We start from the raw sequence: 19,440 nt of genomic DNA on the forward strand, positions 1-19,440 counted from the left end.
CGCGAGACCCGGACGGGTGGCGCGCCGCGGCCGGGCCGGGGAGTGTGTCCATGATCGGTTCCGGGCGCGACGACGAGGTCGCGGGCGAGCGAGGAGGTCCCATGGCGGAGGTCCACGGCAGGTGCGACGAGCGGTTCGCGGGGGTGCGCGAGGCGCTGGCGCAGCAGCTGGACGGCGAGGAGCTCGGTGCGTCGGTCGCCGTGGACCTCGACGGCGAGACCGTCGTCGACCTCTGGGGCGGCTACCGCGACGAGGCGCGCACCCTCCCGTGGTCCGAGCACACGATCGTCAACGTCTGGTCGACGACGAAGTGCGTGCTGGCGCTGGCCGCCCTGGTGCTGGCCGACAGCGGCGAGCTGGACCTCGACGCACCGGTGGGCGACTACTGGCCGGAGTTCTGCGCCAAGGGCAAGAAGGACGTGCGGGTGCGGCAGCTGCTCTCGCACACCTCCGGCGTCTCGGGCTGGGAGCAGCCCTTCTCCATCCGCGACATGTACGACTGGCCCTCGGCCACCGAGCGGCTGGCCCAGCAGCGGCCCTGGTGGGAGCCGGGGACGGCGTCGGGCTACCACGCCAACAACCAGGGCCACCTGGTCGGCGAGGTGATCCGGCGCATCACCGGCACGACGTTCAAGAAGTTCGTCGCCGACCGGATCGCCGACCCGCTGGGCGCGGACTTCCAGATCGGGGCCCGCGAGTCCGAGGTGTCGCGCATCGCGCCGGTGGTGCCCCCGCCCCGCCCGGACGTCGACCCCCGCACGCTGGACCCCGAGTCGGTGTCGGTGAAGACCTTCACCGGCCCGCTGGCCTCGGCCAAGGCCGCCAACAGCCCCGCGTGGCGGGCCGCCGACCTCGGCGCCCTCAACGGGCACTCCAACGCCCGCGGCGTCATGCGGGTGCTGCGCACGCTCGCGCTGGGCGGCGAGGCCGGCGGGGTGCGGCTGCTGCGGCCGGCCACCGTGGAGCAGGTCCTCGAGGTGCAGGCCGACGGGGTCGACCTCGTGCTGGGCGCGCCGTTCCGGTGGGGGACGGGCTTCTGCCTCGGCTCGCCGACGGTGCCCTACGTGCCGGCGGGCCGGACCTTCTTCTGGGGCGGCTGGGGCGGCTCGCTGGCGGTGGTGGACCTCGACCGGCGGCTGACGATCACCTACATGATGAACAAGATGGGCGGTGGGCTGATCGGCTCGCCGCGCAGCGAGGCCTACGTGCGGGCCGTCTACGACGCGCTGGGCTGATGGACCTCGACGACGTCCTGCCCCGGCCGGAGCACGTCACCCGGCAGGCGCGCTGGATCGCGGCGGAGCCGGCCGCCGTCTGGGATGCCCTGCACGCGGTCCGGCTCTCCGAGCTGCCGGTGACGCTGGTGCTCGGCGCGGCCCGGTTCCTGCCGGTGGTGCTCTCCGGCCGCGGGTCCGGGCAGCTGCACGACCGGCCGTTCCTCGACGCGCTGCCGGTGCCGCTGCTGGGCGCCGAGGCGCCGTCGTCGGTGGTCTTCGGCGGCCCGCTGCAGGCCTGGCGCCTGGACGGCGGCGAGGACGGGCCGGTGCTCGACGCGCAGGGTTTCCGCCGGTTCACCCAGCGCGGCTGGGTCAAGGCGGCGATCGACTTCCGGCTGACCCGCCACGGCGGCGGGACCGAGCTGAGCTCGGAGACCCGCGTGGCCTCGACCGACGAGGTGACCCGGCGCCGGTTCGACCGCTACTGGCGGCTGATCCGGCCGGGCAGCTCGGCGGTCCGCTGGGAGGTGCTGACGGCGGTCGAGCTCAAGGCCACCGGCCGCCTGCCCTGACCCCCGTACGGGTGCGCAGGCGCCGGGTCCTGGGGCCTGGAGGTGCCGCCCGCCTGCCCCGCCCGCCTGATCCGCCCGCCGACATCCGGGAAATCGGGGCCAGGCTGCCGGCTGGAAGCCCGATTTCCCGGAAGTCGGTCACTTCCCGGGGTCAGCCCCCGGAGCCGGCCCGCCTGGTCGACCTCGGGCGGTCCCGGAGGCCGGTAGCGCGGGTCAGCGGGGGAGCGGGCCGTGCCCGGGTTCGCTGCCGTCGGGGACGTGCCGCTCGGTGCCCCGCCCGACCCGCTCCCCGCAGACGTCGCACACCCACGAGGCGCTGATGCGGTGCCCGTGGTGGTGCAGCTCGACCGGGGGCGTGTCCGCCACGTGGCGGTCGCCCCACTGCATGAGCGCCTGCAGCACCGGCAGCAGGTCCAGGCCCGCCCGCGTGAGGTGGTAGTCCGCACGGGGCGGGGTGCGGCTGTACTCGCGCCGCTCCAGCACCCCGGCGTCGACGAGGGCGGCCAGCCGGGCGGCCAGCCGCTCCCGCGGGGCGCCGGTGCCGCGCAGGATGTCGCTGAACCGGTGCGCCCCCAGCGACACCTCGCGCACGATCAGCAGCGCCCACCGGTCGCCGACGACGTCGAGCGCGCCGGCGATGGAGCAGCGCCGGCCCGGGAGCTCGTCCAGCCGCGTCGTCATGCCTACAGGTTCGCAGATCGAACCGGGTCGTGTAGCGTCCGGCGCATCCGGTTCGGAAACCGAACCAATGAGGACGCAGGGGTGCCCATGCGCACGACGGCGGAACGGCAGGCGTCCCGGGCGACCCGGCCGGGGCTGGTGCTCCTGGTCGTGTCGGCGGCGGTGTTCCTCGCCGCCCTCGACCTGTTCATCGTCAACGTGGCGTTCCCCGCGCTGAGCCGGTCGCTGGACGCCTCGACCACGGCGCTGTCCTGGGTGCTCAACGGCTACACGATCGGCTTCGCCGCGCTGCTCGCCCCGGCGGGCCGGGTCGCCGACCGCATCGGCCGGCGGCGGGTCTTCCTCGCCGGCCTCGCCACCTTCGGCGCAGGCTCGCTGGGCTGCGCGCTGGCGTGGGACGTCGGCAGCCTGGTCGCGTTCCGCGTCGTCCAGTCCACCGGTGCCGCCCTGGTGACGGCGACGTCGCTGGCGCTGCTGCTGCACACCTTCCCACCGGTCCGGCGGGCGCAGGCGATCGCGGTCTGGTCGGCCGTCGGCGGGGTCGCCGCCGCGCTGGGGCCACCGATCGGCGGGCTGCTGGTCGAGGCGTCGTGGCGGTGGGTGTTCCTGGTCAACCTGCCGGTGGTCGTGGCCGCCCTGGTCGTGGGCCTGCGGGTGCTGCCCGAGTCATGGGACGAGGCCGAGACCCGCCGTCCCGACGTCGTCGGCACCGCCCTGCTCGTGCTGGCCGTCGGTGCGCTGGCGTACGCGCTGGTCGACGCCCCCGAGCGGGGCTGGGCCGACGCGGTCGTCCTCGGCTCCTTCGCCGTCGCTGCGCTCGCGGGTGGGCTGGTCGTCGCCCGGGCGGCGCGCGCCCCGCGCGGGACGGTGCCCGTGCTGCCCCTGCCGCTGTTCCGCGCCCGGGCGTTCGCGCTGGCCTGCCTGTCCATCGCGGCGTTCATGGCCGCGTTCGCCGCGATGCTGCTGGGCAACGTGCTGTGGCTGACCGGCGGCTGGGGCTACACGGCCGTCGAGGCCGGCTTCGCGCTGGTGCCCGGGCCGCTGCTGGCCGCGCTCGCCGCGGTGCCCGCCGGCCGGCTGGGTGCGCGGGTCGGCTGCGGCGTCGTGGCCGCGGCGGGGACGGCGCTGTTCGCCCTCGGCGGGCTGTGGTGGCTCACCCGGGTCGGCGCCGAGCCGGGCTACCTGGCCGACTTCCTGCCCGGGCAGCTGCTCACCGGCCTCGGCGTGGGGCTCACCCTCACCAACCTGTCGGCGGCGGCGTCCTCCGCGCTGCCCCCGGGCGCCCTGGCCACCGGAACCGCCACCTTCGGGGCGTCCCGGCAGCTGGGCGCAACGCTCGGCGTGGCGCTGCTGCTGGCCGCCGTCGCCCGCAGCGGCGGGGAGCTCCCCGGTTCCGACCGGGGGTGGCTGCTCGTCGTCGTCCTCGCCGCCGCGGCCAGCGCGCTGTCGCTGGCGATCGGCCGCGCCCGGCACCCCGACCTCACCCCCGTCGCGCGAGAGGGAGCACCGTGACCACCACGACCACCACCGGACGCCGGCTCACCTTCGACCCGACCTGGCGCTCGTTCACCGCGACGCAGGGCGGGCTGGTCGTCGGCCACCTGCTCGACGCCGCCGCCGCGCTGGCGGGCGCGCCGCCGCGGGCGGGCACCGCGCACCTGCTCGGCGGGGTGGCCGCCGGCGTCGAGGCGGAGGTGACCGCCGCGGCGGACCGGACCGGCCGCACCGGCAGCGTGCGCAGCGAGCTCCGGCAGGACGGCGAGCTGCGAGCCGTGGCCCAGGTGCTCACCCTGGCGCGCCCGGCGTCGGCTGGCGTCGAGCACGGGGCGCCGGTGGAGCGGCCGCGGGTGGCCGACGGCGTGCCGTTCGAGCTGCCGCGCGAGTACGTGCCGGTCGCCGAGCACACCGAGATCCGGGCCCTGGGCACGTCGCGGCCGCTGGCCGGGGGCAGCGAGCCGCGGCTGCACGCCTGGGTGCGCGTCCGGGGTGCGGAGCTCCCGCCGCTGGTGCAGCTGGGGGTGCTGCTCGACGCGCTGCCGCCGTCGCTGTTCGCCGTCCGCACCACCCCGGCGGCGATGCCGACGGTCGAGCTGACCGCGCACCTCGCCGGGCCGGTGCCGGCGACGGGGGCGTGGGTGCGGGTGGACCAGCGGACCGTCTGGTGCGACGACGACGTCGCCGTCGACGACGTCGAGCTCCGGGCGGAGGACGGCGCACTGGTCGCCCGCGGCCGGCAGACGCGGCGGCTCCTCGCCGGCTGACCGGCAGCGCTCAGCGGGCGGGCGCCTGCACGTCGGCCGACGGCGGCTGGGTGAACTGGCGGACCGCCGCCAGGAACGCCGCCGGGTCGTCGGCGAACAGCCCGACCCGGCGCACCACCGCCTCGCCCTCGGGGAGGCGGACGGCGACCGGCCGGTCGAGCTCGATCTCCACGTTGGTCCGGTCCTGCATCCAGAGGTCGAGGGACCCGGCGCCCCGGTCCAGCCGGGGGGCCTTCTCCTCCCGGGTGCGGAGCCGTCGGGAAACGGCGTCGACCGCGTCCCAGGGGAGGTCGACGTCGACGTCTGCCGTGAAGCGGGCGCGGATGCCGTCGGGACCCACGGCGTGCGGCCGGGTGACGTGGGCGGCGAGGAACCCGATCATCCAGGTGAGCCCCCAGATGCCCAGGACCAGCAGCGGGATGCGCACGGCCGGCCAGCGGTGCACGAGCACGTCGACGACGACCAGCTCGATCGCCGACACGACGATGAAGGTGATGATCACCGGCAGCACCGACCGGTGGTAGGTGAACGCGGCCGCGCCGGCCGGTACCCGGGGGCGGCGGAAGGTCCACCGGTACAGGCTCTGCCAGATGCCGACCTCCATCCGCACCGCGCGGACGGCCAGGTGGCGGGCGAGCTGCCCGGTGGTGCGGCGGCCGGGGTCGGTGGTGGTCACGGTCGGACCTCCGGGTCCATCAGCTCGTGCAAGCGGGCGGCGACGGCGTCCAGGTCGGCGCGGAACCGCTCCAGCCGGTCGGGGTCGAAGCCGTCGACCAGGTGTGCGGCGATGCGGCGGTGGTCGTCGTCCATCTGCGCCGTCGTCCGGACCCCGAGGTCGGTGAGGGTGACGAGCGTGATCCGCCGGTCGCTCGGGTGCGGCGCACGGCGGACGTAGCCGCGCTCCTCCAGGGCGTCCACCAGGCCGGTGACGTTCCGCGGGGTGACGTCGAGGGCGGTGGCGAGCGCGCGCTGGCTGGAGGGGCCGCGCCGGTGGACCTCCCACAGCAGGTGGGTGCGGGCCGGGGTCAGCCCCGAGGGCTCGAGCTCCCGGGCCATGTCGGCCTGCACGAGCAGCGCGATCTCGAGCAACCGGTCGAAGACCGCCACGTCGGAGGGCACGACCGTGAAGGTACTACATGGTTACCGACGTTCCCGACTCGCCGCTCGCGGCGGGCGGCGGGATCGGCCGTGCGCCGCTCGCCCCACGCGAAGCGGGTCTCGCAGACCCGGTCCTCCAGGTGGTCGGTTAGGCGCTCGGCCACCGGCCGCGGTGCGGCCCGGTCGAACCCCTCCCACGACGGGCTGCTCAGCACCTCGCAGAACTCGTCGCCTCGCCGTCCAGCGGGCGGGGTCGGCCGGGACCCGGGCTTGCTCGCACCCGGTGACGTGGACCACAATCCGGGGAGGCTGGTTGAACATTCCACTACCTCGGCCGGTCCTGTGCCAGGGCCTCGGCCGCTCCGTCGAAGGGATCCCGATGACCGCTCTCCCCACGGACGCCGCCGAGCCGGAAGCCTCCGTCACCACCGACGTCCTGGTCGTGGGGTCCGGCCCGGCGGGGGCGTCGGCCGCGCTGTTCCTCGCCTCGTACGGCACGTCGACCCTGCTGATCACCAAGTACGGCCGGCTGTCGGACACGCCCCGTGCCCACATCACCAACCAGCGGACGATGGAGGCGATGCGCGACATGGGGCTCGAGGAGCGCCTCATGCGCGAGGCGACGCCCTGGGAGTCCATGGGCAACACCACCTTCTGCACCAGCCTGGCGGGCGAGGAGCTGGGCCGGATCCCGTCCTGGGGCACCGACACCGTCCGGCACGCGGACTACGAGCTGCAGAGCCCGTGCACGATGCTGGACGCGCCGCAGACGATCACCGAGCCGGTCCTGGTGCAGGCCGCCCAGGAGCGCGGCGCGCGGGTGCGGTTCGACACGGACTACCTCGGTCACGTCCAGGACGCCGACGGCGTCACCACGACCGTCCGCGACCGGCTCACCGGCGCGGAGTTCACGATCCGGTCGAAGTACCTCGTCGGGGCCGATGGCGCGCGCAGCAAGGTCGCCGCCGACCTCGGCCTGCCCTTCGAGGGACCCGGTGCGGTCGCCGGGGCGCTGAGCATCGTCTTCGAGGCCGACCTCTCCCGGTTCGTCGCCCACCGCCCGTCGGTCCTCTACTGGATGCTGCAGCCCGGCGCGGAGAAGGAGGGGGTCGGGCTCGGCGTGCTCCGCATGATCAAGCCCTGGGACGAGTGGATGCTCATGTGGGGTTACGAGGTCGCGGCCGGGCCCCCGGAGCTCACCGACGACGTCGTCCGGGAGCTGGCGGTGAAGCTCGTCGGCACCGACGACTTCGAGATGCGGGTGAAGTCGCGCTCGCCGTGGACGGTCAACCACCACTTCGCGACGACGCTCGCCCGCGGGCGGGTCTTCTGCGCCGGCGACGCCGTCCACCGGCACCCGCCGACGAACGGGCTGGGGTCCAACACCTCCATCCAGGACTCCTACAACCTCGCCTGGAAGCTCGCCCACGTCGTCGCCGGGACCGCCTCCCCGGCCCTGCTGGACAGCTACGACGCGGAGCGGGCCCCCGTCGCCCGGCAGATCGTCGAGCGGGCCAACCAGAGCATCGCCGACACCTGGAAGATTCTCACCGCCCTCGACCTGGAGCACACCGAGGCCGACGCGCTCGAGCGCCAGCTGACGCTGTGGAAGTCGCCCGGGCCGGAGGGGGAGAAGATCCGGACGGCGCTGCGCGAGGCGATCGCCTACAAGGCCTACGAGTTCGACGCGCACGGGGTCGAGCACAACCAGCGTTACGCCTCCTCGGCCGTCGTCCCCGACGGGACCCCGATGCCGGAGTACCGCCGGGACCCGGAGCTCTACGCGCAGCCCACGACGTGGCCGGGCGCGAAGCTCCCGCACACCTGGGTGACCCGCGACGGCCACCGGGTCTCCACGCTCGACCTCGTCGGGCACGGGCGGTTCAGCGTCGTCACCGGCATCGGCGGCGAGGCGTGGGTGGACGCGGCGCGGGCGCTCGGCGGGGAGTGGGGCCTGGCGATCACGACGGTCCCGATCGGCCCAGGGCAGGAGTTCGAGGACCCCTACGGCACCTGGGCCGAGCTCCGGGAGATCGAGGACGGCGGCGTGCTGCTGGTGCGGCCGGATGAGTACGTCGCGGCGCGGCACGCGTCCGCGCCGTCCTCGCCGGAGCAGGCCGCCGGCTGGCTCCGGGACGCGCTCGGCGCGGTCCTGGGCCGCGCCTCCGGCTGATCGCCCGCCGGTGCGGCAGGGGCCCTCCCCGGTGGCGGGAGGGGCCCTGCCCGCGTCAGCGCTCCCGGCCGTGCGCGGCGACGGACAGCGGCTCCCAGGCGCGCCACTCGGCCAGCCGGGACTCGTAGTCGCGGGTGGCGATCGCCAGGGGGCCGTCGCCGAAGAAGATCCGCAGCGGCGGATCCGCCGCGTCGACCAGCTGCAGCACCGCCTCGCGGGTGGCGAGCGGGTCACCGGGGTTGCCGGCGCGGGCCTTGCGCGCTTCCGCGGCCTTCACCCGGAAGTCGTCGTAGGCGGGGTTCGCCGCTGCGTGCTTGGCCGAGGCACCGCCCCAGTCGGTGGAGTAGGCGCCGGGCTCGATGATCGTGACCTTGATGCCGAAGTCGGCGACCTCCGCGGCCAGCGACTGGCTGAACCCCTCCAGGGCCCACTTCGAGGCGTTGTAGATGCCGATGTTCGGGAACGCGCTGATCCCGCCGATGCTGCTCACCTGCAGGATGTGACCGGAACCCTGGGCGCGCAGGTGGGGCAGCGCGGCCTGGGTGACGAACAGCGCGCCGAAGACGTTGGTGTCGAACTGGGCACGGGCCTCGGCCTCGCTGATCTCCTCCACCATGCCGAACTGGCCGTAGCCGGCGTTGTTGACGACGACGTCGAGGCGGCCGAACCGGTCGTGGGCCCGGTCCACCGCGGCGACGACGGCGTCGCGGTCGGTCACGTCGAGCCGGAGCGGCAGCACCCGGTCGCCGAACCGCTGCACCAGGTCGTCGAGGCTCGCGGTGTCCCGGGCGGTGGCGGCGACGGTGTCACCGCGCTCGAGGGCGGCGATCGACCACTCGCGGCCGAAGCCGCGGGATGCGCCGGTGATGAACCAGGTCCTGGCCATGCGGGGGTCTCCTTCGTCGGGCGTCCGCCGTCGTCGGCGTCCGTCCACCGTCCTGCCCCACCGCGGGCGTGCCGGAAACCGGCGCACGTTCCCGCGGATCGCTGCGACGCCGGCCGCCTGGCGTCCCGCGGGAACGCCCAGGCGGTGCCCGGCGCCGCTCGACCCCGATCCGGCGGGCAGTCGACCTCTGCCCACGCACGCGGGCCAGAGGCCGACTGCGCCCGGACGCGCCTCGGTCAGGGTCGGCGAGGCGCGGGGGTGAGCCCGGTGCGGGGCTCCCGTGGCCCGGTGCCGGTGCTCAGCGGCGGCCGAGCCGGTAGCCGACGAGCACGCCGATCAGGGTCAGGGCAGCACCGCCGAGAGCACCCAGCGCGAGGGTCTGCACGTCGCCGGACGGCCCCGCGGGAACGCCGGCGCGGCCGGTGAAGACCTGCGGCGCGCCCTCGGGAGCGGGGGCGGCGCGCGTGCCGGCCGGCTCCGCGTCCATCGAGCTCACGGCGGCGGCGGACGGGACGGCCACCGGCACCGCGGTCCCGGTCAGCTCGGCGTCGATCGCCTTGAAGAACTGGCCGGCCATCCGCTTTGCGACGCCGGTGATCATCCGCTGACCCACGCCGGCCACCGGCCCGCCGATCACGGCGTCGGCCGAGTAGCTCAGGTTCGTCTTCCCGTCCCCGGCGTCGTCCAGGCCGATCGTCACCGTCGCCCGCGCGTTGCCCGGCGCACCGGCGCCCGACGCGTGCATGACGTACGACTTCGGGTGCTCCTTGTCCGACAGGCGCACCTCGCCGGCGTAGGTCCCCTTGATCGCGCCGACGCCGACGGAGACGTTCATCTTGTACTCGTCGTCGCCGACCTGCTCCAGCGACTCGCAGCCGGGGATCGTCCGCGCGAGCACCGCCGGGTCGGTGATCACGGCCCACACCTTCTCGGGGTCGCCGTGCAGCACCGCAGAGCCGTCGAGCTTCACGCCATCACTCCAGTCCCCGCGCGGCGCCCGGCCGTCGCGGTCATCTCCGAATCAGGGGAACGCACCAGGTCGTACAGCTCGGTCGGCGAGATCGGCATCGACGCGATCCGCCGCCCCACCGCGTCCTCGATCGCCGAGGCCAGCGCCGCCGTCCCCGGGATCACGCCGGCCTCGCCGGCGCCCTTGATCCCGAGCGGGTTCAGCGGCGAGGGGGTCTGCTGGTGGTCGATGTCGATGTCGGGCACCTCGGAGGCGTACGGCATCAGGAAGTCCATGAACGAGGCGTTCTGCAGCTGCCCGTCGGCGTCGTAGGCCATCCGCTCGTACAGCGCCCCGCCGACGCCCTGGGCGACCCCGCCGTGCACCTGGCCCTCGACGATCATCGGGTTCACCACGTTGCCGCAGTCGTGCACGACGGCGTACTTCACGACATCGATCTCCCACGTCGCCGGGTCGATCTCCACGATCGCCGCGTGCGCGCCCGAGGCGAACGTCGAGCGGATCGGCGAGTAGTAGTCGCGGTGCTCCAGCCCCGGGGCGTCGCCCTCGGCCACCGGCGGCTTGTCGTCGTCGCCGGGCTTGGCGAACTGCGTCGCCTGCTTGGCCGCCTCGTCGAACGCGTAGCGCAGCGGGTTGGACAGCACCGCGACGGTGCGCAGCGGGATCGACGTCCCCGGCACGCCCTTCACCTGCACCAGGCCCGCGTCGATCTCCAGGTCCTCGGGCGAGGCCTCCAGCACGTCGGCGGCGATCCGCAGCGCCTTCTCCCGCACGCCGCGGGCGGCCAGCGCGATCGCGTTGCCGCTCATCACCGCGGCCCGCGAGGCGAACGTGCCGACGGCGTACCCGAAGCGGCGGGTGTCGCCGGTGGTCACCTCGACGTCCTCGATCGGCACCCCGAGCTCGCTGGCCACGATCTGCGCGAACGCCGTCTCGTGGCCCTGGCCCTGCGAGGTCAGGCCGGTCGAGACCAGCACCTTGCCGCTGCCGAGCACCTGCACGTGCCCGCCCTCGTACGGCCCGGGCCCGGTGCCCTCCACGTACAGCGCCATGCCGACGCCGAGCAGCTTCCCGCGCTCCGCGGCCTCGGTGCGCAGCTTCTCCGCCTCGTCCCAGCCGACCAGCGCGCGGAGCTTGTCCAGCAGCCCCGGGTAGTCCCCGGAGTCGTAGATGACCGGCCGGCCGTCCTGGAACGTCAGGTGGTGGTCGTACGGGAACTGGTCGGGCTGGATCAGGTTCCGCTCGCGGACGACGGACCGGTCCAGGCCCAGCTCGTCGGCGATGCGGTCCATCGTCCGCTCCATCGCGTAGCAGCCCTGCGGCCGCCCGGCGCCGCGGTACGGCGTCACGATGACGGTGTTCGTGAACACGGACTCCACGACGACCCGGTACACCGGGATCGCGTACGGCCCGACCAGCTGGGTCGCCGTCACGATCGGCACGATGATCCCGTAGGGCGTGTAGGCGCCGTTGTCGTGCCAGACGTGCACGTCCAGGGCGGTGATCCGGCCGTCGTCGTCGTACCCGACGGTGATCTCCTGCCGCTGCTGGCGCTCGTGCGCGGAGCCGATGAAGTGCTCGCGCCGGTCCTCGGTCCACTTCACCTCGTGGCCGAGGGCGATCGCGGCCATCGGCACCAGCAGCTCCTCGGGCCACGGGTGCACGATCTTCACGCCGAAGCCGCCGCCGACGTCCGGCGCGATGACCTCGACCTTGTCCAGGGAGAGGTCCAGCTTCGCCGCGATCGCCGCGCGCACCGACGTCGACGCCTGGGTGCTCGTGTACACCCGCAGCGAGCCGTCGTCCGGGTCGAAGCGGGCGTGCACGCCCTTGCCCTCCATCGGCATGCAGGCGCTGCGCTCGATGTACTGGGTGAAGCTCAGCGTGCGCGGCGAGGCGGCGAGCACCGGCTCGACGTCCCCGGTCTCCTGGTGGTGCCGGGCCGCGACGTTGTCCGGGATCTCCTCGTGGACCGTGTGCTGGGCCTCGCGGGCGGCGTCCACCCCGACGACGACCGGCAGCTCCTCGTAGGTGACGACGATGCGGTCGCAGACGTCCTCGGCGACGTACCGGTCGGTCGCGATGACCATGACGACCGGCTCGCCGACGTGGTTCACCTCGCCGTTGGCAAGTGGGAACCCGGTGCGCGGCGCGTGCAGCTGCGGGTGGGGGATGAGCACCGGCAGCGGCTCGGCCATCGGGCCGGTGAGGTCCTCGTAGGTGTAGATCGCGACGAGGCCCTCGACGTCGAGCGCCTCGTCGACGTCGATCGACACGATCCGGGCGTGAGCGTGCGGGGAGCGCACGAACGCCGCAGCCAGCGCCTTCGACCCGATGTCGTCCAGGTAGCGGCCCCGGCCGGTGATCAGCCGCTGGTCCTCCCGCCGGCGGACCGGCTCACCGAACAGCTTCGTCGTCACGCCCGACCCCCCTCCTGTGCGTTTTGTGCACATAACGCCGCCCGCGGGACGCGCGGCGGGCGACAGAGTGCGGCGTTATGTGCACAAAACGCCGTCGGAGCCGTCACGCGTCGTCCTTCATCGCGGCCGCCGCGTGGTGCACGGCCTTCTTGATGTTGGCGTAACCGGTGCACCGGCAGAGGTTGCCGCCGACCATGTCGTCGACCTCCTCCTCGGTGAGCTCGACGGAGTTGTCGCGCCCCTCGAGCCCCGCCGCGATCGTCATGAGGAAGCCCGGCGTGCAGAAGCCGCACTGCAGCGCGTGGCACTCGCGGAAGGCCTCCTGCACCGGGTGCAGCACCTGCCCGCCCTGGTGGTCCTCGCGCGCCAGCCCCTCGACGGTGCGCACCTCGGCGCCGTCCACCTGCACGGCGAGCATCAGGCACGACCGCACCGGTGCGCCGTCCACGACCACCGTGCAGGCGCCGCAGACGCCGTGCTCGCAGCCGACGTGGGTGCCGGTCAGCCCCAGGTCGTGGCGCAGCGCGTCGGAGAGCAGCCGGCGCACCGGCACCGTGGCTTCACGTGGAACACCGTTCACGGTGACGGTGATGGTGCGCTCGCTGTCGATGCTGGTCATGCGGCCCTCCCGGCTGCCTCGGCGGCGGCGTCCGCCAGCGTCCGCTCGGTCAGCACCCCCACCAGCAGCCGGCGGTAGTCGGCGCTGGCGTGGATGTCGGTGTCGGGGTCGACCAGGGTGCGCGCGAGCGCCCCGGCGGCGGCCCAGTCGGCCTTCTCCACCGGCGAACCGGCGACGGCCTCGGTCAGGTCGTGCACCTCGGGGGTCAGGCCCACCGAGACGTAGGAGGCCAGCACCCGCTCGACCTGCCGGTCCTCGGACAGGGTGACGACGACGCCGGCGCCGCAGACCGCGTAGTCGCCCTTGCGCCGGGCGACCTCGGCGAACGCGGTGCCCGAGCGCGGCGGCAGGGCCGGGAACGTGGCGGCGGTGACGACGGCGCCCGCGGGGATCGACGTCTCCAGCGGGCCGACGAAGAAGTCCCGCCAGCCGACGACCTCGCTGCCGGCCGTCGTCGCCACGGTGACCGTGCCGTCGGTGAGCGCGAGCACCGAGGTCATCTCGCCCGACGGGTCGGCGTGCGCGATCGAGCCCACGGTGGTGCCGCGGTTGCGGATCGCCGGGTGGGCGACGTTCGCGGTCGCCCGGCCCAGCAGCGGCTGCACCTCGGCCGCGCCCTCGTGCCGCAGCAGCGCGTCGTGCCGGACCAGCGCGCCCACGGTCACGGCGTCCCCGGTGACCTCGACGGCGTCCAGGCCGGGGATGCGGTTGATGTCGACCAGCGTGGCCGGCGCGGCCAGGCGCATGGAGAGCAGGGGCAGCAGGGACTGGCCGCCGGCGAGCACCTTGGCGCCCTCGTCGGACAGGACCGCCAAGGCCTCTCCCAGGGTGCTGGGATCGGCGTAGCGGAAGGGGGCGGGCTTCACCGGCTCCGGTCACCTCCGTGCTCGCTGCGAGAGGTCACTCTGTCACCGGCGGGAGGGTCGGCGAAAGTACCTCACCGCTAAAACTTCGTCGGGTGTCCGTGGAGCGCTGCTGACCGGCCGCCGTCCCGGACGCACGCCGCCCCCGGCGCCCGGACGCAGCGGTCCGGGTGCCGGGGGCGGCGGGGGAGCGGATCAGCGGTTGCGCGTGTCCGTCCCGGGGGTCTTGCCACCGAGCACACCGGGGCGGCCCACCTCGTCGACCGAGGACGGGTCGGGGCTGACGTCGTCGCCCGCGTCGTGCCCGAAGGTGCTGCCCGCGGCCGGGTGCGCGCCCTCGCGGAGCAGTGCCGCCTTCATGTCGGCCGGGGCCAGTGCCCGCGCGATGTGCCAGGCCGCGACCGCGACAATCGAGCCCAGCGCGATGCCGTTGAGCACGAACTCGTCGGAGAAGACCAGGGTCACGTTGCCGATGCCGATGATGATCCCGGCGGCCAGCGGCACCAGGTTGATCGGGTTGGCGAAGTCGACCCGGTTCTCCTTCCAGATCTTGGCGCCGAGCAGGCCGATCATCCCGTAGAGGACGACGGTGATCCCGCCGAGCACGCCGCCCGGGACGATGTTGATCAGCGCGCCGAACTTGGGGATCAGGCCCAGCAGGATCGCCACCAGCGCCGCCACGTAGTAGGCCGCGGTCGAGTACACGCGGGTCGCGGCCATGACGCCGATGTTCTCGGCGTAGGTGGTGGTGGGGGAGCCGCCGACCGAGGTGGCGACGACGGTCGCGATGCCGTCCGCGGCGACAGCGCGGCCCATGTACGGGTCGAGGTCGCGCTTGGTCATCTCCGCGACCGCCTTCACGTGGCCGGCGTTCTCAGCGACCAGGGCGATCACCGCGGGGATGACCAGCAGGCTGAAGTTCAGCGAGAACGACGGGGCGGTGAAGTCGGGCAGGCCGAACCAGTCGGCGTCGGCGACCGAGTCGAAGTTGATGCGGTCCCGGGTGGACACCGCGCCGGTGCCGTCGACCGAGGTGATCTGGCCGGCCGTGGCGTCCAGCAGCACGGAGAGCAGGTAGCCGAAGATCAGGCCGAGCAGGATCGAGATGCGGGCGAGGAAGCCGCGCAGCGCCAGCGAGGCGACGATGACGAAGGTCATCGTGGCCAGGGCGACCCACTGGTCCTGCGGCCAGTACACGCCGGCGGCGACCGGGGCGAGGTTGAAGCCGATCAGCATGACCACGGCGCCGGTGACGGCCGGGGGCAGCACCTTGTTGATCAGCCCGAGCCCGGCGAAGTGGATGAGCACACCGACGAGCGCCAGGACGACGCCGGCGACGAGCAGCGCGCCGACGACGTCGCTCGAGTCGCCACCGTTCGCCCGGATCGCGGCGACACCGCCGACGAACGCGGCGCTGGTGCCCAGGTAGCTCGGTACCCGGTTCTTCACGATCAGCAGGAAGATGATCGTGGCGACGCCGCTCATCATGATGGCGAGGTTGGGGTCCAGGCCCATGATGATCGGGAAGACGAAGGTCGCCCCGAACATGGCGACGACGTGCTGCGCGCCGATCCCGGCCGTGCGCGGCCAGGAGAGGCGTTCGTCAGGGGCGACGGCCTCGCCCAGTGGGGGCGTCTTCCCGTCCCCGTAGAGCTTCCACCCGAACGACATTGAGTGCCTCCTCGACGTGCACTTCCGACGCGGTCCGGTGCTGGTGGGCACGGGTGTCCCCGCACCGGAGGCGCCAATGTGGCACGGCTCGCACCGGGGCGGAAGTACCTCAGTGCTAAATCGTTGTTGCAACGAGATGCCGATACTTCACCGCTGAGAGATCTGTCGGTACGGTGCCGAGGATGAGCCCTTCAGCTTCCTCCGGCGGAGACGCCGCGGTCTCGGTGCAGCTGCGATCCGGCGTCTACGCCGACTCGGTGAAGCTGATGCAGGTGAGCCGCCGGATCGGTGCCCGGGAGGGCGTCTCGGCCGTCCTCGTCGCCATGGCCACGCCGCTGAACCTGGAGCTCGCGGCGAACATGGGGCTCGCGCCCGAGGAGCCGACGAGCCCCGAGCAGCTGCTGATCGCCGTCCGCGCGGACGACGACGAGGTGCTCGCCGAGGCGCTCGCCGACGTCGACGCCGCCCTGGCCGAGCGGGAGCGCTCGACCGGCACCGCCACCGCCGTCCCGCACCGCACCACCGCCGCCGGGCTGGACGAGCTCTCCCCCGAGGCGCCGGCGCTGGCGATCGTCAGCGTGCCCGGCCAGTACGCCGCCGCCGAGGCCGCCGACGCGATCGCCGCCGGGCGCAGCGTGCTGGTGTTCTCCGACGGCGTCCCGGTCGAGCAGGAGGTCGCGCTCAAGCGCGCCGCCTCCGCCGCCGGGGTGCTGGTCATGGGGCCCGACTGCGGGACGGCGATCGTCTCGGGTGTCGCCCTCGGCTTCGCCAACGTCGTCCGCCCGGGCCCGGTGGGGCTGGTCGCGGCCTCCGGCACCGGCGCCCAGCAGGTCTCCTGCCTGCTCGACATGGCCGGTGTCGGGGTCTCGCACGTGCTGGGCGTAGGTGGGCGGGACCTCAAGGAGGAGGTCGGCGGGCTGGCCACGCTCGACGCGCTCGCCGCCCTCGACGCCGACCCCGCGACCGAGCGGGTGCTGCTGGTGTCCAAGCCCCCCGCCCCCTCGGTGGCGGCCGCGGTCACCGAGGCCGCCGGGAAGCTGTCGGTGCCGGTGCGCTCGGCCGTCCTCTCGCCGGACAGCCCCGACCTGACCGCCGCCGTCGAGGGGCTGCTGGCCGACATGGGGCTCGACGTGCCGGTGTGGCCGTCCCGCCCCGGGCCCGCCGAGGCCGCCGTCCCCGGTGCGGCGCTCAAGGGCCTCTACTCCGGCGGCACGCTGGCCGACGAGGCGATGCTGCTGGCCTCCCCGGCGCTCGGCGGCATCCGCTCCAACATCCCGCTGCAGCCGGAGCTCGACCTCGGTACGGACCTGTCCGCTCCCGGCCACCTGGTCGTCGACTTCGGCGACGACGCCCTCACCGTGGGCCGCGCGCACCCGATGATCGACCCGACGCTGCGGCTGGAGGCGATCGAGGCGCTGGCCGCCTCCGACGAGCCCGCCGTCCTGCTGCTCGACGTCGTCCTCGGCTTCGGCGCGGACCCCGATCCGGCCGGCGCCCTCGTGCCGGCGCTGACCGCCGCCCGCGCGCGCCGCTCGCTGCCGGTCGTCGTCGCGCTGATCGGCACCGAGGGCGACCCCCAGGGCTGGTCCCGCCAGGCCGACGCGCTCGCCGCCGCGGGCTGCGCCGTCTTCTCCTCCAACGCCGCGGCCACGCGGTACGCCCTCGACCTGCTGGGAGCCTCGGCATGAGCCTGCAGAACCTGCTCTCCGGCCCGCCGGCGATCGTCGCCGCCGGCGTCGACGTCTTCTCCGATGCGCTGCGCGCCCAGGGCGCCGACGTGCACGACGTCGACTGGCGCCCGCCGGGCTTCGGCGACCCGGCCGACCTCGCCGCCCTGGCGCTGGACCCCCGCCGGGCCGCGGCGAACCGCACCGCCGTCGAGCGGCTCATGGCGGCCGGCTCCGTGCTGGTCGACGTGCGGCCCGCCCGCGAGGTCATCGGCCTCACCGACCGCACGCTGCTGCACTCCGGCCCGCCGCTGGAGTGGGAGAACGCCTCCGGGCCGATGCGCGGGGCGCTCGTGGGCGCCTGCCTGTTCGAGGGCTGGGCCGCCGACGTCGAGGAGGCCGAGATCCTCCTCTCCACCGGCGCGGTCACCCTCGAGCCCTGCCACCACCACCGCACGGTGGGCCCGATGGCGGGCGTGACCAGCCCGTCGATGTGGATGTGGTGCCTGGAGGACCCGGTCACGGGTGGGCAGGCGTTCTGCAACCTGAACGAGGGCCTGGGCAAGGTGCTGCGCATGGGCGCCTTCAACGAGGAGGTGCAGGCCCGGCTGCGGTGGATGCGCGACGTCCTCGGCCCGGTGCTGTCGACGGCCGTGCGCGGCTCGATCGACGCCGGCAACGACCCGCTCGACGTCAAGGCCGTGCTGGCCCAGATGCTGCAGATGGGCGACGAGGCGCACAACCGCAACCGCGCCGGCTCCCTGATGGCGCTGCGCGAGCTCTCGCCGGCGATCGTGGCCAGCGGCGCCCCGTCGTCGGACATCGCCGAGGTGCTGCGCTTCATCGGCGGCAACGAGCACTTCTTCCTCAACCTCGGCATGCCGACGGCGAAGCTCGCGCTCGACGCCGCCCGGGGCATCCCGGGCTCGACGATGCTGACGGTGATGTCGCGCAACGGCACCGAGTTCGGCATCCAGACCTCCGGCACCGGCGACCGCTGGTTCACCGGCCCGGCCAACACCCCGGTCGGCCTGTTCCTCGGCGACTACGGCCCGGACGACGCCAACCCCGACATCGGCGACTCCGCGATCATGGAGACCTACGGCATCGGCGGCTTCGCGATGGCGGCGGCGCCGGCGATCGTCCGGTTCGTCGGTGGCACCGTGCCCGACGCCCTGGCGACGACGGAGCGCATGTACCAGCTGACGCTGGCGGAGAACCCGGCGATGCAGATCCCGATCCTGGGCTTCCGCGGCTCGCCCACCGGGATCGACGTGCTCAAGGTGGCGCGCACCGGCTGGCTGCCGCAGATCAACACCGGCATGGCCGGGCGGGTCGCCGGTACCGGGCAGGTCGGCGCCGGGCTGGTGCAGCCGCCGCAGCAGTGCTTCGAGCAGGCCCTGGCCGCGCTCGCCGAGGAGGCCCGCACCGCCTGACCGGGCAGCGGACGCGACGAACTCGTGGCCATCGACAGCTGATGGCCACGAGTTCGTGGCATGCGAGGGGTGGCCGCTCCCGGGTCAGAGCATGCCGCGGGCGCGCAGCGACCGGAGCCCGGCGAAGACGTGCCGGCGGATGAGGTCCTGGGTCTTCTCCGGCATGTCGACGAACCGCAGGCTGAGCTCGATGCCGCGGTCCTGGCGCGGGATCCGCCGGACGACCTCGCCGCGGCAGGGGATCTCCTGCTGGTCCTCCAGGCGGACCACCAGCGGGAGGACGGCGCCGGCGCGCAGCGGGTTGCCGGCGTCGCTGCCGCCGTCCTGCAGCCGCTCCGCCGCGGGCTGCTCGGCCGGCGTCCCCGGCGTGGTCGTGCCGGCCGGGTCACGGGGTGCGAACAGGACCCGGATGCCGCCCTCGCTGACGTCCACGGTCAGGCCGCGCAGCTCGTCCGCCCCGACCGTCATCTGCACCTGCAGGCTGAGCGGCGCGCGCACCGCGGAGCGCCGCTGCCCCCGGGTCGAGGGGCCGACGGGGCGCAGCCGCCACTGCGGCGGGTGCAGCTCCGCGGCGATCAGCTCGGTGGGGAGGGAGCGGAGCTCCTCGGGCCCGCGCCAGATCACCTCGACGTGCTCACCGGCCTCCAGCCGGACCCGTCGTCGCGTGCGGTCCTCGCCGATCGACACCACGATCTCGGTGGGATCGGCCGACTCGACCAGGCTGATCAGCACGTCGCCCCGGCTCGTGGCCAGCAGGTCCACCACCGTGCGTTCCTCCGGGAAGTCCACCCCTGGGTCCTGCGGCACGTCCGGCCCCTCCTTCTTCTAGAACGGAGTCGTCTTGGATCGCGGGCAGGCTAGCGGGGCGAGGTGGGAACGGGGCCGTCCAGCCGGCGAAGCGCCGTC

17 protein-coding genes are annotated in these 19,440 nt (G+C 74.3%); 7 read left to right on the forward strand and 10 right to left on the reverse strand.

The genetic code is table 11. The features are described from left to right. The first annotated feature begins 101 nt into the window (after window positions 1–101). Both E9529_RS07965 and E9529_RS07970 read left to right on the forward strand, forming a co-directional pair. Window positions 102–1,235, forward strand: a complete 1,134-nt coding sequence (locus E9529_RS07965) for a serine hydrolase (protein WP_236830608.1) — start codon at window positions 102–104, stop codon at window positions 1,233–1,235. Then, a complete protein-coding gene (locus E9529_RS07970) occupies window positions 1,235–1,789 on the forward strand; it encodes a hypothetical protein (protein WP_236830609.1) in 555 nt (184 codons plus the stop codon). Before E9529_RS07965 ends, E9529_RS07970 begins: the two co-directional genes overlap by 1 nt. Window positions 1,790–2,002: 213 nt before the next feature. Here E9529_RS07970 and E9529_RS07975 read toward each other — a convergent pair whose 3' ends face one another. Beyond that, window positions 2,003–2,470 (reverse strand): helix-turn-helix domain-containing protein, encoded by a 468-nt coding sequence (locus E9529_RS07975; RefSeq protein ID WP_236830610.1) that lies wholly within the window; start codon window positions 2,468–2,470, stop codon window positions 2,003–2,005. Window positions 2,471–2,557: 87 nt separating this feature from the next. Between E9529_RS07975 and E9529_RS07980 the strand changes: the two genes are divergently transcribed. Together E9529_RS07980 and E9529_RS07985 are read left to right on the forward strand one after the other, a co-directional pair. Next, a complete protein-coding gene (locus tag E9529_RS07980; protein ID WP_236830646.1) occupies window positions 2,558–3,982 on the forward strand; it encodes an MFS transporter in 1,425 nt (474 codons plus the stop codon). Next, window positions 3,979–4,731 carry a thioesterase family protein gene (locus E9529_RS07985; protein WP_236830611.1) on the forward strand — a complete coding sequence of 251 codons (753 nt, stop codon included), beginning with the start codon at window positions 3,979–3,981 and terminating at the stop codon, window positions 4,729–4,731. Before E9529_RS07980 ends, E9529_RS07985 begins: the two co-directional genes overlap by 4 nt. 10 nt (window positions 4,732–4,741) lie before the next feature. Here the strand turns inward: E9529_RS07985 and E9529_RS07990 are convergent, their stop codons facing one another. Next, complete coding sequence (locus E9529_RS07990) at window positions 4,742–5,407, reverse strand: hypothetical protein (RefSeq protein WP_236830612.1); 666 nt, start codon at window positions 5,405–5,407, stop codon at window positions 4,742–4,744. After that, entirely contained in the window at window positions 5,404–5,850 is a 447-nt protein-coding gene (locus tag E9529_RS07995; protein ID WP_236830613.1) for a MarR family winged helix-turn-helix transcriptional regulator, read from the reverse strand. Before E9529_RS07995 ends, E9529_RS07990 begins: the two co-directional genes overlap by 4 nt. 358 nt (window positions 5,851–6,208) lie before the next feature. On the opposite strand from E9529_RS07995, the gene E9529_RS08000 reads away from it, so the two are divergent. Beyond that, the gene (locus tag E9529_RS08000; RefSeq protein WP_236830614.1) at window positions 6,209–8,002 is read left to right on the forward strand and encodes an FAD-dependent monooxygenase; all 1,794 of its coding nucleotides are present in this window, start codon (window positions 6,209–6,211) and stop codon (window positions 8,000–8,002) included. A 55-nt stretch (window positions 8,003–8,057) separates the two neighbouring features. Here E9529_RS08000 and E9529_RS08005 read toward each other — a convergent pair whose 3' ends face one another. From E9529_RS08005 to E9529_RS08030, 6 genes are all read right to left on the reverse strand, one after another. Beyond that, window positions 8,058–8,888, reverse strand: a complete 831-nt coding sequence (locus E9529_RS08005) for an SDR family oxidoreductase (RefSeq protein WP_236830615.1) — start codon at window positions 8,886–8,888, stop codon at window positions 8,058–8,060. 298 nt (window positions 8,889–9,186) lie between these two features. After that, the gene (locus tag E9529_RS08010) at window positions 9,187–9,858 is read right to left on the reverse strand and encodes a CoxG family protein (protein ID WP_236830616.1); all 672 of its coding nucleotides are present in this window, start codon (window positions 9,856–9,858) and stop codon (window positions 9,187–9,189) included. Further along, window positions 9,855–12,278: an aerobic carbon-monoxide dehydrogenase large subunit gene (gene cutA / locus E9529_RS08015; protein WP_236830617.1), complete on the reverse strand. Its 2,424-nt coding sequence runs from the start codon at window positions 12,276–12,278 to the stop codon at window positions 9,855–9,857. The genes E9529_RS08010 and cutA overlap by 4 nt, the downstream gene beginning before the upstream one ends. Before the next feature lie 103 nt (window positions 12,279–12,381). Further along, window positions 12,382–12,897 (reverse strand): (2Fe-2S)-binding protein, encoded by a 516-nt coding sequence (locus E9529_RS08020; protein WP_236830618.1) that lies wholly within the window; start codon window positions 12,895–12,897, stop codon window positions 12,382–12,384. Next, window positions 12,894–13,763: a xanthine dehydrogenase family protein subunit M gene (locus tag E9529_RS22655; RefSeq protein WP_236830619.1), complete on the reverse strand. Its 870-nt coding sequence runs from the start codon at window positions 13,761–13,763 to the stop codon at window positions 12,894–12,896. The genes E9529_RS08020 and E9529_RS22655 overlap by 4 nt, the downstream gene beginning before the upstream one ends. Before the next feature lie 192 nt (window positions 13,764–13,955). Further along, window positions 13,956–15,431, reverse strand: a complete 1,476-nt coding sequence (locus E9529_RS08030) for a uracil-xanthine permease family protein (protein ID WP_236830620.1) — start codon at window positions 15,429–15,431, stop codon at window positions 13,956–13,958. Between the two features lie 182 nt (window positions 15,432–15,613). Between E9529_RS08030 and E9529_RS22400 the strand changes: the two genes are divergently transcribed. Both E9529_RS22400 and E9529_RS08040 read left to right on the forward strand, forming a co-directional pair. Continuing rightward, window positions 15,614–17,119 carry an FdrA family protein gene (locus E9529_RS22400; protein ID WP_304505598.1) on the forward strand — a complete coding sequence of 502 codons (1,506 nt, stop codon included), beginning with the start codon at window positions 15,614–15,616 and terminating at the stop codon, window positions 17,117–17,119. Next, window positions 17,116–18,534, forward strand: a complete 1,419-nt coding sequence (locus E9529_RS08040; RefSeq protein WP_236830621.1) for a DUF1116 domain-containing protein — start codon at window positions 17,116–17,118, stop codon at window positions 18,532–18,534. Before E9529_RS22400 ends, E9529_RS08040 begins: the two co-directional genes overlap by 4 nt. An 84-nt stretch (window positions 18,535–18,618) precedes the next feature. Here E9529_RS08040 and E9529_RS22660 read toward each other — a convergent pair whose 3' ends face one another. Beyond that, window positions 18,619–19,341 (reverse strand): flagellar brake protein, encoded by a 723-nt coding sequence (locus E9529_RS22660; protein WP_236830622.1) that lies wholly within the window; start codon window positions 19,339–19,341, stop codon window positions 18,619–18,621. Window positions 19,342–19,440 lie beyond the last annotated feature (99 nt).

This window comes from Blastococcus sp. KM273128, from assembly GCF_021698975.1.
GTDB lineage: Bacteria > Actinomycetota > Actinomycetes > Mycobacteriales > Geodermatophilaceae > Blastococcus.

Bases quoted from the DNA above. Each gene is read 5' to 3' on its own strand.
- E9529_RS07965 (WP_236830608.1), top strand. From the start codon at position 102: ATGGCGGAGGTCCACGGCAGGTGCGACGAGCGGTTCGCGGGGGTGCGC.
- E9529_RS07970 (WP_236830609.1), top strand. From the start codon at position 1,235: ATGGACCTCGACGACGTCCTGCCCCGGCCGGAGCACGTCACCCGGCAG.
- E9529_RS07975 (WP_236830610.1), bottom strand. From the start codon at position 2,470: ATGACGACGCGGCTGGACGAGCTCCCGGGCCGGCGCTGCTCCATCGCC.
- E9529_RS07980 (WP_236830646.1), top strand. From the start codon at position 2,558: ATGCGCACGACGGCGGAACGGCAGGCGTCCCGGGCGACCCGGCCGGGG.
- E9529_RS08000 (WP_236830614.1), top strand. From the start codon at position 6,209: ATGACCGCTCTCCCCACGGACGCCGCCGAGCCGGAAGCCTCCGTCACC.
- E9529_RS08005 (WP_236830615.1), bottom strand. From the start codon at position 8,888: ATGGCCAGGACCTGGTTCATCACCGGCGCATCCCGCGGCTTCGGCCGC.
- E9529_RS08020 (WP_236830618.1), bottom strand. From the start codon at position 12,897: ATGACCAGCATCGACAGCGAGCGCACCATCACCGTCACCGTGAACGGT.
- E9529_RS08030 (WP_236830620.1), bottom strand. From the start codon at position 15,431: ATGTCGTTCGGGTGGAAGCTCTACGGGGACGGGAAGACGCCCCCACTG.
- E9529_RS22400 (WP_304505598.1), top strand. From the start codon at position 15,614: ATGAGCCCTTCAGCTTCCTCCGGCGGAGACGCCGCGGTCTCGGTGCAG.
- E9529_RS08040 (WP_236830621.1), top strand. From the start codon at position 17,116: ATGAGCCTGCAGAACCTGCTCTCCGGCCCGCCGGCGATCGTCGCCGCC.